Origin of the sequence: Mitsuaria sp. 7 (assembly GCF_001653795.1) — a bacterium.
Taxonomy (GTDB): Bacteria; Pseudomonadota; Gammaproteobacteria; order Burkholderiales; family Burkholderiaceae_C; genus Roseateles.
This window is the reverse complement of record NZ_CP011514.1, coordinates 2,754,392-2,771,020: the sequence shown is the minus strand read 5'-3', so window position 1 is coordinate 2,771,020 and position 16,629 is coordinate 2,754,392. Positions and strand designations below refer to the sequence as shown.

At 66.4% G+C, this 16,629-nt stretch carries 11 protein-coding genes; 7 read left to right on the top strand and 4 right to left on the bottom strand.

Annotated features, from left to right (window positions below; all coding sequences use genetic code 11):
* Positions 1 to 101: 101 nt before the first annotated feature.
* Positions 102 to 2,381, top strand: coding sequence for an arginine/lysine/ornithine decarboxylase (locus tag ABE85_RS12235; protein WP_067274599.1), 2,280 nt, complete (start codon positions 102 to 104; stop codon positions 2,379 to 2,381).
* Positions 2,382 to 2,432: 51 nt separating this feature from the next.
* On the opposite strand, the gene fabI is transcribed toward ABE85_RS12235, so the two are convergent.
* Positions 2,433 to 3,215 (bottom strand): enoyl-ACP reductase FabI, encoded by a 783-nt coding sequence (gene fabI, locus ABE85_RS12230; RefSeq protein ID WP_067274597.1) that lies wholly within the window; start codon positions 3,213 to 3,215, stop codon positions 2,433 to 2,435.
* A gap of 128 nt (positions 3,216 to 3,343) precedes the next feature.
* Here fabI and rimP point away from each other — a divergent pair, with 128 nt between their 5' ends.
* The 6 genes from rimP to typA all read left to right on the top strand — a co-directional run bounded on the left by rimP (position 3,344) and on the right by typA (position 12,002).
* On the top strand, positions 3,344 to 4,108 hold the full coding sequence (gene rimP, locus ABE85_RS12225; RefSeq protein WP_310732606.1) for a ribosome maturation factor RimP: 765 nt from the start codon (positions 3,344 to 3,346) through the stop codon (positions 4,106 to 4,108).
* Positions 4,105 to 5,583, top strand: coding sequence for a transcription termination factor NusA (gene nusA, locus ABE85_RS12220; RefSeq protein WP_067274591.1), 1,479 nt, complete (start codon positions 4,105 to 4,107; stop codon positions 5,581 to 5,583). The genes rimP and nusA overlap by 4 nt, the downstream gene beginning before the upstream one ends.
* A gap of 81 nt (positions 5,584 to 5,664) precedes the next feature.
* Positions 5,665 to 8,628 carry a translation initiation factor IF-2 gene (gene infB / locus ABE85_RS12215; protein WP_067274587.1) on the top strand — a complete coding sequence of 988 codons (2,964 nt, stop codon included), beginning with the start codon at positions 5,665 to 5,667 and terminating at the stop codon, positions 8,626 to 8,628.
* 75 nt (positions 8,629 to 8,703) lie between these two features.
* Entirely contained in the window at positions 8,704 to 9,084 is a 381-nt protein-coding gene (rbfA, locus tag ABE85_RS12210; RefSeq protein WP_067274584.1) for a 30S ribosome-binding factor RbfA, read from the top strand.
* A 49-nt stretch (positions 9,085 to 9,133) separates the two neighbouring features.
* Positions 9,134 to 10,093: a tRNA pseudouridine(55) synthase TruB gene (gene truB, locus ABE85_RS12205; RefSeq protein ID WP_067274581.1), complete on the top strand. Its 960-nt coding sequence runs from the start codon at positions 9,134 to 9,136 to the stop codon at positions 10,091 to 10,093.
* A gap of 85 nt (positions 10,094 to 10,178) precedes the next feature.
* Complete coding sequence (gene typA, locus ABE85_RS12200; RefSeq protein WP_067274577.1) at positions 10,179 to 12,002, top strand: translational GTPase TypA; 1,824 nt, start codon at positions 10,179 to 10,181, stop codon at positions 12,000 to 12,002.
* 239 nt (positions 12,003 to 12,241) lie between these two features.
* Here typA and xdp1 read toward each other — a convergent pair whose 3' ends face one another.
* The 3 genes from xdp1 to ABE85_RS12185 all read right to left on the bottom strand — a co-directional run bounded on the left by xdp1 (position 12,242) and on the right by ABE85_RS12185 (position 16,603).
* Positions 12,242 to 13,075, bottom strand: a complete 834-nt coding sequence (xdp1, locus tag ABE85_RS12195; RefSeq protein WP_082938561.1) for an exosortase-dependent surface protein XDP1 — start codon at positions 13,073 to 13,075, stop codon at positions 12,242 to 12,244.
* Positions 13,076 to 13,265: 190 nt separating this feature from the next.
* Positions 13,266 to 16,097 carry an XrtA/PEP-CTERM system TPR-repeat protein PrsT gene (gene prsT, locus ABE85_RS12190; RefSeq protein ID WP_157522269.1) on the bottom strand — a complete coding sequence of 944 codons (2,832 nt, stop codon included), beginning with the start codon at positions 16,095 to 16,097 and terminating at the stop codon, positions 13,266 to 13,268.
* A gap of 11 nt (positions 16,098 to 16,108) precedes the next feature.
* Entirely contained in the window at positions 16,109 to 16,603 is a 495-nt protein-coding gene (locus tag ABE85_RS12185; RefSeq protein ID WP_067274572.1) for a YajQ family cyclic di-GMP-binding protein, read from the bottom strand.
* Positions 16,604 to 16,629: the final 26 nt, after the last annotated feature.

Genomic DNA, 16,629 nt, shown 5'->3' with positions numbered 1-16,629 from the left:
TTCTGTTTCTGCGACAACCCCCGATCAACACTTGCGTGACACGGCTCTAGCCCTACACTTCGCGCCTTTCTTGTTTGACCTGCCCCGATCCGGAGGCCTTCATGACGCCGCGTTTCCGCTTTCCCATCGTCATCATCGACGAGGACTATCGCTCCGAGAACACCTCGGGTTTGGGCATCCGCGCGCTCGCGGAGGCCATACAGAAAGAGGGCTTCGAAGTCCTGGGCGTCACGAGCTACGGCGACCTGAGCCAGTTCGCGCAGCAGCAGAGCCGCGCCAGCGCCTTCATCCTGTCCATCGACGACGAGGAGTTCTCCGGCAACGGCGACGGCGCGGAGCTGGACCCGGCGGTCCTGAACCTGCGCAAGTTCATCCAGGAGATCCGCTTCAAGAATGCGGACATCCCCATCTACGTGTATGGGGAGACGCGCACCTCGCAGCATCTGCCCAATGACGTCCTGCGCGAGCTGCACGGCTTCATCCACATGTTCGAGGACACGCCGGAATTCGTGGCGCGTCACATCATCCGTGAGTCGAGGAGCTACCTCGACGGCCTGGCGCCGCCTTTCTTCAAGGCGCTGATGGCCTACGCGCAGGACGGGTCGTACTCGTGGCACTGCCCGGGGCACTCCGGCGGCGTGGCCTTCCTGAAGAGCCCGGTCGGCCAGATGTTCCACCAGTTCTTCGGCGAGAACATGCTGCGCGCCGACGTCTGCAACGCCGTGGAAGAGCTCGGCCAACTGCTGGACCACACCGGCCCGGTCGCCGAGAGCGAGAAGAACGCCGCCCGCATCTTCAATGCGGACCACTGCTTCTTCGTCACCAACGGCACGTCGACGTCCAACAAGATGGTCTGGCACCACACGGTGGCGCCGGGCGACATCGTGGTCGTGGACCGCAACTGCCACAAGTCCATCCTGCACAGCATCATCATGACCGGCGCGGTGCCGGTCTTCATGACGCCCACGCGCAACCACTACGGCATCATCGGCCCGATCCCGGAGAGCGAGTTCTCCGCCGACACCATCCGCAAGAAGATCGCGAAGAACCCGCTGCTCAAGGGTGTGGACGCGAAGAAGGCCAAGCCGCGGATCATGACGCTGACGCAGAGCACCTACGACGGCGTGCTCTACAACACCGAGACCATCAAGGGCAAGCTGGACGGCTGGATCGACACGCTGCACTTCGACGAGGCGTGGCTGCCGCACGCGGCGTTCCACAACTTCTACGGCTCGTACCACGCGATGGGCAAGCACCGCCCGCGTCCGAAGACGGCGATGGTCTACGCCACGCAGTCGACGCACAAGCTGCTTGCGGGCATCTCGCAGGCCTCGCAGGTGCTGGTGCAGGACTCGCAGAACGTGAAGCTGGACAAGCACCTGTTCAACGAGGCGTACCTGATGCACACCTCGACCAGCCCGCAGTACTCGATCATCGCCAGCTGCGACGTCGCGGCCGCGATGATGGAGCCCCCGGGCGGCACGGCGCTGGTGGAGGAGTCCATCAGCGAGGCGCTGGACTTCCGCCGCGCGATGCGCAAGGTCGAGAAGGACTACGGCAAGGACTGGTGGTTCAAGGTCTGGGGCCCGGACAAGCTGGCCACCGACGGCATCGGCAAGGCCGCCGACTGGATGCTCAAGGCCAACGAGAAGTGGCACGGCTTCGGCCCGATCGAGGCCGGCTTCAACATGCTGGATCCGATCAAGTCCACGGTGATCACGCCGGGGCTGGACATGAGCGGCAAGTTCGCCAAGACCGGCATCCCGGCGAGCATCGTCACCAAGTTCCTGGCCGAGCACGGCGTGGTCGTGGAGAAGACGGGCCTGTACTCGTTCTTCATCATGTTCACCATCGGCATCACCAAGGGCCGTTGGAACACGCTGTTGACCGCGCTGCAGCAGTTCAAGGACGACTACGACCGCAACGCGCCGATCTGGCGCATCCTGCCGGACTTCGTCGCGGCCTTCCCCCGCTATGAGCGCATGGGGCTGCGCGACCTGAGCCAGAGCGTGCACGAGGCCTATGCGTCGGGCGACATCGCGCGCCTGACGACCGAGGTCTACCTGTCCGAGCTGGAGCCGGCGATGAAGCCGTCGGATGCGTATGCGCACATCGCGCATCGCAAGACGGAGCGCGTCGAGATCGACAAGCTCGAAGGCCGCGTCACGACCGCGTTGCTGACGCCGTATCCCCCGGGCATCCCGTTGCTGATCCCGGGCGAGCGCTTCAACAAGCGCATCGTCGACTACCTGAAGTTCACCAGAGACTTCAACGCCAAGTTCCCGGGCTTCGCGACCGACGTCCACGGACTGGTGGCGGAGAAGGGCGAGGACGGCGTCACGCGTTACTACGTGGATTGCGTGATCGACGCGAAGAAGTAAGCATCAAGAAAATCAGGCCCCTCGGGGCCTGATTTCATGGGGCGGGGGGATTCACTCCGTCCCGGCCATCGCGCCGTGGCTGAAGCCGCCGTCCACGTAGACGATTTCCGAGCTGATGCCGCCCGCCAGATCCGACAGCAGGAAGGCGGCGGTGTTGCCGACGTCCTCGATCGTGACATTGCGCTTGATGGCGGCGCTGTCGGCGAACTGCTTGAGCAGCTTGCCGAAGTCCTTGATGCCGGAGGCCGCCAGCGTCTTGATCGGGCCGGCGGAGATGCCGTTCACCCGGATGCCCTTGCCGCCCAGGCCGTAGGCGAGGTAACGCACGCTGGCTTCCAGCGAGGCCTTGGCCAGACCCATGGTGTTGTAGTTGGGAACGAAGCGGTCCGCCCCCAGATAGGACAAGGTGAGCAGCGCCGAGCCGGCGCGCAGGCGAGGCTGGGCGGCCTTGGCCATGGCCGGGAAGCTGTACGCCGAAATGTCGTGCGCGATGCGGAAGTTCTCGCGCGTCATGCCGTCCAGGAATTCACCGGCGATCGCCTCGCGCGGCGCGAAGCCGATCGAATGGACGAAACCGTCGAATTCGGGCCAGTGCTGGCCGAGGTCCGCGAACAGGCGATCGATCTGGGCGTCGTCGCTCACGTCGCAGTCGAATACCAGTTGGGAACCGAATTCAGCGGCGAATTCGGTGATGCGATCCTTGAACCGTTCGCCTTGATAGCTGAAGGCCAGTTCAGCGCCTTCGCGGTGGCAGGCCTTGGCGATGCCATAGGCGATCGAACGGTTGGACAGCACGCCCGTGATCAGCAGTCGCTTGCCGGCGAGAAATCCCATGTCTGCTCCTGGTATTCATAGATTCGAGGAAGGCCAGGATTCTCGCACGCCATGCCGTGACGGATGACGCAGCCTTGTCGGCACGCTGTTTGCATAGTACACTTCTAGCTTCGCTGAAAAAGTGAACGGTGGGCGGATTCATCCAGCCCATTTTTTTTGGCTGTTCCTACGAGCCTGTTACAGGGCAAATACTTTCGTCGATGAATTTGAGCTGGCAAGCCGTTGTTGAAAAAACCGTGACCGGGCTCGGTTACGAGGTGGTGGGCTGCGAACGCAGCGCCGGGGGCTTGCTGCGCGTGTACATCGACAAGCCGCTCGTGGATGGCCAGGAACCGGAGACGCCGGTGAACGTCGAGGACTGCGAGCGCGTCACGCGCCAGCTGCGCTACGTGATGGAAGTCGAAGCCGTCGACTACACGCGCCTGGAAGTGTCGACCCCCGGTCTGGACCGTCCGCTGAACAATGCCGGCGACTACGCCCGCTTCAGCGGTCACGAAGTGGAAATCACATTGCGCGAGGCTTTCCAGGGTCGCAAGAAGTACCGGGGTGTCCTGGTCGCGGCCGAAGGCGTGGCGCAGGACGACTGGAACGCGCTGGCGCAGAACACCGCCTGGCGCGTGATCTTCATGGACGGCAAGACCGAGCAGGTGCTGGACTTCGCGCTCGACGAAGTGCGCTCGGCCAAGCTGGTGCCGGAGATCGTTTTCAAGGGTCGCGCGTCGATGTCGACGGGCGACGCTGCCGCGGAAACCGCGGCGAAAAAGAACACGGGCTTGGCGCCCGGATCGGAATCTGCTGACGGAGCGGCTGCGAAGCCCAAGGCGTCGAAGAAGAAGAGCAATGCCAAGTCCCGGCAGACGGATGACAAGGTTGACGGAGGTCTCGATCAATGAACCGCGAACTGTTGATGCTGGTGGACGCCATCTCGCGCGAGAAGAGCGTGGAGCGCGATGTGGTGTTCGGCGCCGTTGAGGCGGCACTGGCTTCGGCCACCAAGAAGTTGTATGGCGGCGAGGTCGATATCCGCGTGGCCATCGATCGCGATACCGGCGAGTATGAGACCTTCCGTCGCTGGCACGTCGTGCCCAACGAGGCCGGCCTGCAGAACGCCGATTCCGAGATCCTGCTGTTCGAAGCGCAGGAGCAGATCGCCGACATCGAAGTCGACGACCACATCGAGGAAGGCGTCGAGTCCGTGCCCATCGGCCGGATCGGTGCCCAGGCCGCCAAGCAGGTCATCCTGCAGAAGATCCGCGATGCGGAGCGCGAACAGCTGCTGAACGACTTCATGTCGCGCGGCGAACGCATCTTCGTCGGCACGGTCAAGCGCCTGGACAAGGGCGACATCATTGCCGAGTCGGGCCGCGTCGAGGGCCGCCTCAAGCGCAACGAGATGATCCCGAAGGAGAACCTGCGCACCGGCGACCGCGTCCGCGCGGTGATCCTGGGCATCGACCCGACGCAGCGCGGTCCGCAGATCATGCTGTCGCGCTCCTCCGGCGAGTTCATGAAGGAACTCTTCGCGCAGGAAGTGCCGGAGATCGAACAGGGCCTGCTCGAGATCAAGAGCGCCGCCCGTGATGCCGGCAGCCGCGCCAAGATCGCCGTCGTCTCGTACGACAAGCGCGTCGACCCGATCGGCACCTGCGTCGGCGTGCGGGGTTCGCGCGTCAACGGCGTGACCAACGAGCTGGCCGGCGAACGCGTGGACATCGTGCTGTGGTCGGAAGATCCGGCGCAGTTCGTCATCGGCGCGCTGGCGCCGGCGAACGTGCAGTCCATCGTCGTGGACGAGGAGCGCCATGCGATGGACGTCGTCGTCGACGAGGAGAACCTCGCGATCGCGATCGGTCGCGGCGGCCAGAACGTGCGTCTGGCGTCCGAGCTGACCGGCTGGAAGATCAACATCATGACCGCCGAGGAATCCCAGGCCAAGCAGGCCGAGGAATCCGACGGGGTGCGCAAGCTGTTCGTCGAGAAGCTGGACGTCGATGAGGAAGTCGCCGACATCCTGATCGCCGAAGGTTTTGCTTCGCTGGAAGAAGTCGCCTACGTTCCGATGCAGGAAATGCTCGAGATCGAGTCCTTCGACGAGGAGACCGTGAACGAGCTGCGCACCCGCGCCAAGGACGCCCTGCTGACGATGGAAATCGCCCGCGAGGAAAAGGTCGAGGAGGTCTCCCAGGACCTGCGCGACCTGGACGGCGTCACCCCCGAGCTGATCGCCAAGCTGGCGGCCGGCGACATCCATACCCGTGACGACCTGGCAGACCTGGCCGTTGACGAATTGGTCGAGATTTCGTCCCTGGACGAGGCAGCGGCACGCGCTTTGATCATGAAGGCGCGCGAGCACTGGTTCAACGCATAACGCCCGAGCAAGACACGCTCTGAAGCGATTTCAAGCGAAACCAGACCGCTCCGCCCCACACAAGATTTAAGGATTTCAACAATGGCCGTGACCACCGTCGCCCAGCTGGCCGCAGAGCTCAACAGGCCTGCGACCACGTTGCTGGAGCAGCTCCAAGCTGCGGGCGTCAAGAAGGCGTCCGCCGAGGACACCTTGAACGAAAGCGACAAGGAACGTCTGCTGGATCACCTGCGCACCGCGCACGGGACCGCCGGCGGCGCCGAGCGCAAGAAGATCACGCTGACCCGCAAGTCCACCAGCGAGATCAAGCAGGCCGATGCTTCGGGCAAGGCCCGCACGATCCAGGTCGAGGTGCGCAAGAAGCGCGTCTTCGTCAAGCGCGAGGATGGTGTCGATGACGCCACCGCCGCCGCCGCCGAGGAAGCCGAGCTGAAGCGCCGCGAGGAAGAAGCCCAGGCGCAGGCCGAGGCGCTGCGTCAGCAGGAAGAAGAACTCGCCCGCAAGGTGCGTGAGCGCGAGGACGCCGAGCGCGCCGCGCGTGAAGCCGACGAGAAGCGCCGCGAGGAAGAGCGCGCCGCGCGTGAAGCGGCTGAACTGGCCGCCGCCGAAGCCGCAGCCAAGGCTGCCGCCGATGCGGAAGCGCGCAAGATCGCCGACGCCGCCAAGACCAAGGCCGAGAAGGCTGCCGACAAGGCCGCCGAGAAGGCTGCGGCCGCCGCTGCGCCCGCACCGGCTCCGGTGGTCGCCGCTCCGGCGCCGGCACCGGCTCCGGTCGAACCCGCCAAGCCCGTGCTTCGCGTGGTGAAGGCTGCGGACGTCGCTGCCGACGAGAAGGCTCGCCAGGGTGAGCTGGAGCGTCGCCGCAAGGCCGCCGAGGCCGAGGCTGCCGCCATCCGCGCGATGATGAACGCGCCCAAGAAGGTGCTCGTCGCGAAGAAGGAAGAACCCAAGCCCGAGGCCACGCCGGCCGCCGGCATCAAAGGCACCATCCACAAGAAGCCGGGCGGTGCTCCTGGCGCCGCCGGCACGACGGCTGCCGCGGGCGCGAAGCCCGGCGACAAGAAGTCGGTCAAGTCCGAGAAGCTGTCGTCCAGCTGGGCCGATGACGCCAAGAAGCGTGGCGTCGCCGGCAAGCCCGGTGGCGGCCGCACCGATGGTCCGGCTCGTCCGGGCGGCGGTACGAGCTGGCGCGCGCCGGGCCGTGGCGGCGCAGGCGGCCGCCGTGGCGGTCGCGATGACCGCGGCGCCTCGCAGTCGAATTTCCAGGCTCCGAACGAGCCGGTGAGCCAGGAAGTCCACGTCCCCGAAACCATCTCGGTCGCCGATCTGGCGCACAAGATGTCGGTGAAGGCTTCCGAAGTCATCAAGCAGCTGATGAAGCTGGGTCAGATGGTCACCATCAACCAGCAGCTGGACCAAGAGACGGCCATGATCCTGGTCGAGGAAATGGGCCACAAGGCGTTCGCCGCCAAGCTGGATGATCCGGACGCGTTCCTCGAGGAAGAGGGCGCCGCCGCCGAAGGCCAGCACGAGCTGCTGCCCCGCGCGCCGGTCGTCACCGTCATGGGTCACGTCGACCACGGCAAGACCTCGCTGCTGGACAGCATCCGCCGCGCCCGCGTGGCGGCGGGCGAAGCCGGCGGCATCACGCAGCACATCGGCGCTTATCACGTCGACACGCCGCGCGGCATGATCACCTTCCTCGACACCCCGGGTCACGAGGCCTTCACGGCCATGCGTGCCCGCGGTGCGCAGGCGACGGACATCGTCATCCTGGTCGTGGCCGCCGATGACGGCGTGATGCCGCAGACCAAGGAAGCCATCCACCACGCGAAGGCCGCCGGTGTGCCGATCGTGGTCGCGATGAACAAGATCGACAAGCCCGATGCCAACGCCGAGCGCGTGAAGAGCGAGCTGGTGGCCGAGCAGGTCGTGCCGGAAGAGTTCGGCGGTGAATCGCCGTTCGTCCCGGTGTCGGCCAAGACCGGCCAGGGCATCGACGCGCTGCTGGAGCAGGTGCTGCTGCAGGCCGAAGTGCTGGAACTGAAGGCCGCGAAGGATTCGATGGCCAAGGGTCTGGTCATCGAAGCCAAGCTGGACAAGGGCCGCGGCCCGGTCGCGACGGTGCTGGTGCAGTCCGGCACGCTCAAGCGCGGCGACGTGGTGCTGGCCGGCTCGACCTACGGTCGTGTCCGCGCCATGCTGGACGAGGACGGCAAGGCTGCGTCCGAAGCCGGCCCGTCGATCCCGGTGGAAATCCAGGGTCTGACGGAAGTGCCGCGCGCCGGTGACGAGTTCATGGTGCTGAGCGACGAACGCCGCGCCCGTGAGATCGCGACCTTCCGCGCCGGCAAGTACCGTGACGTCAAGCTGGCCCGCCAGCAGGCCTCCAAGCTGGAGAACCTGTTCTCCGACATGACCGCCGGCGACGTGCAGACGCTGCCGCTGATCATCAAGGCCGACGTGCAAGGCTCGCAGGAAGCGCTGGCGTCCTCGCTGCTCAAGCTGTCGACCGACGAGGTCAAGGTGCAGATCGTGCACGCCGCGGTGGGTGCCATCAGCGAGTCCGACATCAACCTGGCGATCGCCTCCAAGGCTGTCGTGATCGGCTTCAACGTGCGTGCCGATGCCGGCGCGCGCAAGGTGGCCGAGCACAACGACGTCGACCTGCGCTACTACAACATCATCTACGACGCCGTGGATGAGGTGAAGGCGGCGATGGCCGGCATGCTGGCTCCGGAGCAGCGCGAGGAGATCATCGGCACCGCCGAGATCCGCACCGTGTTCGTGGCGACCAAGATCGGCACCATCGCCGGTTCGATGATCACCAGCGGTCACGTGACGCGCAACGCGCGCTTCCGCCTGCTGCGCGACAACGTCGTGGTCTACACCGGCGAGATCGAGTCGATCAAGCGCCTGAAGGACGACGTCAAGGAAGTCCGCGAAGGCTTCGAGTGCGGTATCAAGCTGAAGAACTACAGCGATATCAAGGAAGGCGACCAGCTGGAAGTCTTCGAAATCAAGGAAGTGGCGCGCACGCTGTAAACCAGCCTGCCGCAGCTTCATGCCCGGCGGTTCGCACCGCCGGGCTTTGTTGTTTGAGAGAGTGAGGAAAGAGCCATGCGTCACAAGCGATCTATCCCCAACCGCGGTCTGCGCGTGGCGGACCAGATCCAGCGCGACCTGGCCGAGCTGATCCGGGACCTCAAGGACCCGCGTGTCGGCATGGTGACGATCAATGCGGTGGAGGTCACGCCCGACTACGCGCACGCGAAGGTCTACTTCTCGCTGCTGGTCGGGGATCCGGAAGCGACCGGCGCGGCGTTGAACGAGGCGGCGGGATTCCTGCGCAACGGGCTGTTCAAGCGGCTGCAGATCCACACCGTGCCCAGCCTGCATTTTCATTTCGACCGCACGATCGAGCGCGCCGCCGAGATGAGCGCGCTGATCAGCAAAGCGAACCTGTCCCGATCCCAGGACGACGAGACCACCGAGGACTGAGGTCCTCCGAGCCAGAAAGACGGCGTCCCGAGAGGGCCGCCGCGTAGTGATGAGCGCAGTAGCCCCCCGCCCCAAGATCGTGAAGCGCGCCGTGCACGGCGTGCTGATGCTGGACAAGCCGATTGGCCTGACCAGCAATGACGCATTGCAGAAGGTCAAGCGCCTGCTGCGTGCGGAGAAGGCCGGCCATACCGGCACGCTGGATCCCTTGGCCACCGGGCTGCTGCCGCTGACCTTCGGCGCGGCGACCAAGTTCAGCCAGGTCTCGCTGGAGGCCGACAAGGGCTATCGCGCCACGCTGCGCCTGGGCATCACGACCACGACCGGCGACGGCGAAGGCGAGATCCTCGAGCAGCGCGACGAGGTCGCGAAGTCGCTGGATCCGGACGCGATCCGCGCCGCCTGCGAGGGCTTCCGCGGCCCGATCTCGCAGATGCCGCCCATGTACTCGGCGCTGAAGCACCAGGGGCGCGCGCTGTACGAGCTCGCCCGCGAAGGCGTGACCGTCGAGCGCCAGCCGCGCAATGTGACGATTCATGCGCTGGACATCGTCGAGTGGCACCCTTCGGAGCTGCTGCTCGTGATCGACGTGCGCTGCACCAAGGGCACCTACATCCGCACGCTGGGCGAGGACATCGGCGCCACACTCGGCTGCGGTGCGCACTTGGCCGGCCTGCGCCGGACCGCGAGCGGTCCGGTGTCGATCGAGCGGGCGGTGACGCTCGACCAGATCGAGGCGCTGGACGAAGATGCCCGCCTGTCCCTGCTGACCGCGCCGGACAGCCTGCTGGGCGAATGGCCCGAGGTGGAACTGAGCAACGACGAGGCCGGCCGTTTCCTGTCCGGCATGCGCCGCCGCGTGACCCTGACCGACATGCCGCAGGTGCGCGTCTACGGCCAGGCGCCCCGCGCCTTCCTGGGCAGTGCGCACGTGGCCGGCGGCGAGCTGATCGCCGACCGTCTGCTGAGCCCGACCGAAATCGCTTCCATGCTGATGCAGGCCGCCTGAGCCAACATCGCCAAAAAGATCCGAGACATCCCCGAGTTCCCGACTTCCTCCGAATCCAGAGAAAGCCCCTAGCGAAAGCCGCCCCATGAGCAAGCAAATCCGCAACATCGCCATCATCGCCCACGTCGACCATGGCAAGACCACCATGGTGGACCAGCTCCTTCGCCAGAGCGGCACCTTCGCCGAGCACGAGAAGGTCGTCGACACCGTGATGGACAACAACGCCATCGAACGCGAGCGGGGCATCACCATCCTGGCCAAGAACTGCGCGGTCAGCTGGGAAGGCACGCACATCAACATCGTCGACACCCCGGGACACGCGGACTTCGGCGGTGAAGTCGAGCGCGCGCTGTCGATGGTCGACGGCGTGGTGCTGCTGATCGACGCCCAGGAAGGCCCGATGCCGCAGACGCGCTTCGTGACCAAGAAGGCGCTGGCGCTGGGTCTGAAGCCCATCGTCGTGGTGAACAAGGTCGACAAGCCGGGCGCGAAGCCGGACGCCGTCATCAACGCAGCGTTCGACCTGTTCGACAAGCTGGGCGCCACCGACGAGCAGCTGGACTTCCCGGTCGTGTACGCCTCGGGCATCAACGGCTGGTCGTCGCTGGAAGAAGGCGCGCCGGGCGAGAAGTGGGGCGAGGACATGTCCGCCCTGTTCAACACCGTGCTCAAGCACGTGCCGGCCCAGAAGGGTGATCCGGAAGCGCCGCTGCAGCTGCAGATCTCGGCGCTGGACTTCTCGACCTTCGTCGGCCGCATCGGCGTGGGCCGCATCAGCCAGGGCACGATCAAGCCGTCGATGGACGTGGTCGTCATGGAAGGTCCGGACGGCAAGTCCGTGAAGGGCCGCATCAACCAGGTGCTGACCTTCCAGGGTCTGGACCGCGTGCAGGCCACCGAAGCCGGCCCCGGCGACATCGTGCTGATCAACGGCATCGAGGAGATCGGCATCGGCGTCACCGTCACCAGCCCGAGCAACCCGGCCCCGCTGCCGATGCTGAAGGTCGACGAGCCGACGCTGACGATGAACTTCTGCGTCAACACCTCGCCGCTGGCCGGCCGTGAAGGCAAGTTCGTCACCAGCCGCCAGATCTGGGACCGCCTGCAGAAGGAACTGCAAGCCAACGTCGCGCTGCGCGTCAGCGAGACCGACGAAGACGGCATCTTCGAAGTGATGGGTCGCGGCGAACTGCACCTGACCATCCTGCTGGAAAACATGCGCCGCGAAGGCTACGAGCTGGCCGTGTCGAAGCCGCGCGTGGTCTTCCAGGACATCAACGGCGAGAAGTGCGAGCCGATCGAGCTGGTCACCGCCGACGTGGAAGAAACCCACCAGGGCGGCGTCATGCAAGCCCTGGGCGAGCGCAAGGGCGAACTCGTGAACATGGAGCCGGACGGCCGTGGCCGCGTGCGCCTCGAGTACCGCATCCCTGCCCGTGGCCTGATCGGCTTCTCGAACGAGTTCCTGAACCTGACGCGCGGCTCGGGCCTGATCTCCAACATCTTCGACGGCTACGAACCCCACAAGGGCGACATCGCCGGCCGCAAGAACGGCGTGCTGATCTCCATGGACGCGGGTGAAATCTTCACCTACGCCCTGGGCAAGCTGGACGACCGCGGCCGCATGTTCGTGAAGCCGAACGACCCCGTCTACGAAGGCATGATCGTCGGCATCCACAACCGCGACAACGACCTGATCGTCAACGCGACACGCACCAAGCAGCTGACCAACTTCCGCGTCAGCGGCAAGGAAGACGCCATCAAGGTGACGCCGCCTATCGACCTGACGCTCGAATACGGCGTCGAGTTCATCGAGGACGACGAGCTGGTCGAGATCACGCCGAAGTCGGTGCGGCTGCGTAAGCGCCATCTGTCGGAAAACGAGCGCAAGCGCGCGCTGCGGAGCTGATTCGACAGGCGCCTGGACTACTGCTGAGGTCCGGGCGTTGGTCGCCGAGGCATGAGGCCCCGGAGTCAAGCTCCGAAACCTCACGCCTCACCGCCCTCAACCATCACCGTCCTTCAACGGTTTTGCGACCGGGGACCCGGTGAAATGAAAAAACGCCCGGTGCATTCGTTGCACCGGGCGTTTTCTTTTGGGCAAAAAGAAAAGCGACCCGTAGGTCGCTTTCCGCGGAGCAGGGAGGCTCAGCTTTGGGATTGCTTGCGGCGACGCACGCCGACCAGGCCCAGCAGCGCGATGGAGGCCAGGGCCAGCGAGGCCGGTTCCGGCACGTTGCCGTTGTTGCTGCCACCGCCGGAAGGCTTGTTGCCCGAGACGGAGAAGAGCTTGATGAAGTCGTAGCCCGTGTAGCTGCTGCCCAGGCCGCGGGTCAGGCCGCTGGCCGAGCCGTCGGCACCCGTCGGGCTGCCACCCAGCTGCGAGTTGTAGGCGGTGATGATCCACCAGCTCGAGGTCAGGCTCGTGTTCAGGTTGACCGTCGAGTTGGCGTTGTTGCCGACGTCGGCGTAGCTGTTGACCAGCGACCAGCCGTTGGCCGACTTCAGCGTCGACGCGGTCTTGCCGTTGATCGTGCTGGCGACGTCGCCGGAGGTGGAACCGGTGTAGGCCAGCACGGTGATGTCGCTGTCGTACTGCCACCAGCCGAGCTTGACCTGGGTCAGGTTCACGGCGGAGTCGAACTTCAGCAGGATCAGGTCCTGGTAGCCGTAGTTGTCCAGCGCATGGTTGGGCGACTGCGAGTCACCGCCCGGCGCCGTGACGCCGAAACCGCTGCCGCTGTAGTACGCCAGCGTGCTCTGCGCGAAGCCGGCGGTGCTGGAGTAGGCGCCGGTGGCAGTCGTGTTGATCGCCGCCGAGTAGGCCGAGTAGCTGACGTTGGGCGCCGCATCGCCGGTCTCGCTGCAGTTGCTGACGCAGCTGCCCGCAGTCCAGGTGGAAAGCGCATGCGCGCTGAACGGCAGCAGTGACGCGAGCGCCACGGCAGCCATTCCGATCAGTCGTTGTTGAACTTTTTGCATGGTTTCCCCTCGGTGCCCCGATGTGCTCGGAGTGTCTGATTCGCTAGCCCTTCATTTAGCAAGGCCCGGGCCAACGTCTTGAATTCCTTGCGGCACAAGCACTTGCCGTTGCCTGTGTCCGTCTCTGGAACAGGACTGTAAGTTCTTCCGACAAGCGCTGGAACCCCTCACCGGAGGGGCTTTGCGCCTGTCAGCGCAGCGTCTGGCCCAAGGCGAGCGCTTCCTTGTGACTTTCGAACGCGGTGCTGCGCAACGCGGCGTCCAGTTCCTCGCGCGCCTCGGCATTGCGTCCGGCCTTGGCCAGCGCCGCCGCCAGGTGGTAACGGATGTCCGGACTGTTGGGCTCGCGCAGGCGCGCATCGCGGAGCAGCTGCAGCGCGCGGTCGCCGTTGCCCGACAGGTGGTACGCCCAGCCGGTGGTGTCGATGACGGCGGGGTTGCGGGGATCCAGCGCCAGGGCCTTCTCGGCCACCGCCACCGCGGCCGCCGCTTCGCCCTGGCGGATCATCGTGCTCGCCAGGTTGTTGAGCGCCTCGACGTCGTTGGGTCTGAGCTTCAGCGCCGCCTCGTAGCTGCGCCGGGCCGCGGGGAACGCGCCGGCGCGCGCCTGGGCGTCGCCCAGGGCCTTCCAGGCGGCGAGGTCGGCCGGATGGGTCTTCAACCAGCGATCCGCCAGGTCCTGGGCGGCCTTGTTGCCCGCGTCCTGCCGGCTCAAGGCCCGCATCAGCGCCAGGAGGCTGCCGCTGGTGGGCTGGACCTCATGGGCCTTGCGCAGAGATTCCAGCGCCTGGGCGGGCTGTTTGCGCGCCTGCGCCACGTCGGCCAGCAAGGAGTAGCCCAGCGCCAGTTGCGGCCGGAGCTGCACGACCTGCCTGGCCTGCTTCTCGGCCAGCGCCAGATTGCCCTGCTGCATCGCGACCGTCGAGGACAGGGCCAGGGCGCCGACATGCTGCGGCGCGGTCTGCAGCGCCTTGTCCAGGCTGTAGGCGGCGCCGACCAGGTCGCGCGCATCCAACTGGAGGCCGGCGATCTGCGCGAGCGGATCCGCGCCGAATCCCGACCGGCGCGCCGCGTTGGTCAGCGTCGCCGTGGCGCCCTTGATGTCGCGATTCGCGAGCTGCGCGCGGGCGTAGGTGATCAGCGTCTGCGGATCGTCCGGCGCCTTGCCGAGCAGCTTCCTGGCCGCTTCCAGCGCCGGTGCGGGCTGTTCCTGCTTCAGCAGCCAGGCGACCAGCGCCTGATCGGCCCGCGTGTTGCGCGAGGTGCTGACGTCGGTGGCCTTGGACAGCCAGCGCGGCACCTCGGCCGTCTGGCCGCGAGCCTCGCTCAGCAATGCCATTTCGTAGAGCGCGTCGACGTTCTTCTCGTCCGCCTTCAGCATCGCCGTCAGCCGCGTCTGGGCCGCATCGAACTGGCGTTCGGTGATATCCACGCGCGCCAGCCCGAGCTGGGCCTCGATCAGGCTGGGGTCGAGCTGGCTGGCCTTCTGATAGGCCTCGCGCGCGCCGGCCGCGTTGTTGGCCGCGCGGCGCGCCACGCCGAGCTGGATCCACGCCGTCGGGTTGTTCGGGTCCTGCTTGACCAGCTTGTCCGCGATGCCGACGGCCTTGGCCGTCTGCCCGCCGCGCAGGTAGAGCGAGACCAGCGCCATGCCCGCGTAGACCTGGCGCGGGTCGCGCTGGAAGGCCTTCTCCAGCTCGCCGACGGCGTCGCCGGACTGGCCGCCGCGCAGCAGCGACAGACCGAGCGCGGTGCGGAACTCCGGCGCGTCCCGGGTCTTCAGCGCTTCCTGCATCAGCGTGGCGGCGCGCGCGTGGCGGCCTTGCGCCATCTGCAGCGTGGCCAGCATCACCAGCGCCTGCCCGTCGCCGGGGTAGGCCTTGAGGTAGGACTCCAGCACCTCGGCGGCGCGGTCGAGGTTGGGCTCCGCGACGTAGACCTGCGCCAGCAGCTTGGACAGGGGGCTGTTGGGCGTCTGGCGCTGGGCGTATTCGAGGTAGGGCTTGGCCTTCTCCATCTCGCCCAGGCCGTAATGCGCCAGGCCGTTGAGCATCAGCGCCTGGGGACGGAAGCGGATGAACTCGATCGGCACCGGATCCAGTTCGGTGGTGACGGCCTTCAGCGCGGCCTTGGCTGCGGGGGCGTCGTTGCGGCGCTCGGCGAGCACCGCGCTCAGGTACAGCGCGCGGGGCTCGCTGGGCGCCAGCTTCAAGGCGGACTGGACCTGTGCCAGCGCATCGGCGTCGCGGTTCAGGTCGATCAGCAGACCGGCGCGCGCCAGTTGCGCTTCGATGTGGCGAGGATCGGACGCGATCGCGCGCTCGTAGCCCTTGAGCGCCTCATCGAGCCTGCCCTGCACATGCGGCACGGTGGCGCGCTGGTAGAGCGCCTCACCGTTGCCCGGCGCCAGCCGCAGCGCCTGGTCGGCGGCGGCGGTGGCCTGCTCGAACTGGCGCGCGCGCAGGCGCAACGGCACCTCGGCCAGCCAGGTGTCGGCGTTGTCCGGAGGAATGGCGCGCGCCAGCCCGATCTGGGCCTGCGCCCGCGTCGGATCGCCGAGGTCCGATGCGGCGGCCGCGCGCACCAGCAGCAGCGGCTTGCGGATGTTGTCGGGAAGACCGTCCGGCACCAGCGCCGGCAGCTTGAACACCTCCGCCTGCTTGCCCTGCGCGACCAGCGCCTGCGCCAGCGGGACGGCGACTTCGGCGCGGTTGATGCCCTGCGACAGCGCTTCGTTGAACTCGATCTCGGCGGCCGCGGCCTCGCTGCGCATCAGCAGGGCCTTGCCCAGCAGCACGTGCACCGTGAGCATCCGGGCGTCCTGCTGCAGCGCGTTCTTGAGCTGGATGACGGCGCCGTCGATGTCCTGGCGCTCGAAGCGCTTGAGCGCATCCTCGTAGTAGCGCGCGGCCTTGACGCTGTCCGCGTGCGCGGTCGAAGAGCCCAGGGCCAGCAGCGTCAGCAGCGCCGTCAATGTCGCCGCGGCGGGACGTCGCCAGCCGGACTTGCGAGGAATGCGCATCGCGTCGAGGATCACTTGCGGTAGTTGTCGAAGCTCAGCGGCAGGTCGGGCAGCGCCTTGCGCAGCGCGGCCTGCGCGCCTTGCAGGTCGTCCAGCGACTTGCCGGTGATGCGCACGATGTCGCCTTCGATCTGCGCCTGGACCTTGAGCTTGCTTTCCTTGATCGCGGCGACGACCTTCTTGGCCTCGGGGGCCTCCAGGCCGTTCTTGATCTTGTAGACCTGCTTGACGCGGTCGCCGCCGAGCTTCTCGATCTTCTCCTGCTTGTCGACGAAGCCGAGCACGACGCCCTGCTTGGTCAGCTTCGAATAGAGCACGGCCTCGATCTGCTCGAGCTGGAACTCGGCGTCGCCGGTGGCGTGGACTTCCTTCTCTTTGTCCTTCCACTCGATGGCGGCGCTGGTGCCCTTGAAGTCGAAGCGGGTGGCGATTTCCTTGGCGCTGGCGTCCACGCTGTTGCGGACCTTCACCATGTCGGGTTCGAGGACGGTGTCAAAGCTGGGCATGTGGTCGGCTCTTTCAGAGGAGGAGG

What these genes read in the sequence shown, in the direction of transcription:
- fabI (WP_067274597.1), bottom strand. Translation starts at nt 3,215, where the DNA reads ATGGGATTTCTCGCCGGCAAGCGACTGCTGATCACGGGCGTGCTGTCC.
- infB (WP_067274587.1), top strand. Translation starts at nt 5,665, where the DNA reads ATGGCCGTGACCACCGTCGCCCAGCTGGCCGCAGAGCTCAACAGGCCT.
- rbfA (WP_067274584.1), top strand. Translation starts at nt 8,704, where the DNA reads ATGCGTCACAAGCGATCTATCCCCAACCGCGGTCTGCGCGTGGCGGAC.
- nusA (WP_067274591.1), top strand. Translation starts at nt 4,105, where the DNA reads ATGAACCGCGAACTGTTGATGCTGGTGGACGCCATCTCGCGCGAGAAG.
- truB (WP_067274581.1), top strand. Translation starts at nt 9,134, where the DNA reads ATGAGCGCAGTAGCCCCCCGCCCCAAGATCGTGAAGCGCGCCGTGCAC.
- ABE85_RS12235 (WP_067274599.1), top strand. Translation starts at nt 102, where the DNA reads ATGACGCCGCGTTTCCGCTTTCCCATCGTCATCATCGACGAGGACTAT.
- ABE85_RS12185 (WP_067274572.1), bottom strand. Translation starts at nt 16,603, where the DNA reads ATGCCCAGCTTTGACACCGTCCTCGAACCCGACATGGTGAAGGTCCGC.
- typA (WP_067274577.1), top strand. Translation starts at nt 10,179, where the DNA reads ATGAGCAAGCAAATCCGCAACATCGCCATCATCGCCCACGTCGACCAT.
- xdp1 (WP_082938561.1), bottom strand. Translation starts at nt 13,075, where the DNA reads ATGCAAAAAGTTCAACAACGACTGATCGGAATGGCTGCCGTGGCGCTC.
- prsT (WP_157522269.1), bottom strand. Translation starts at nt 16,097, where the DNA reads ATGCGCATTCCTCGCAAGTCCGGCTGGCGACGTCCCGCCGCGGCGACA.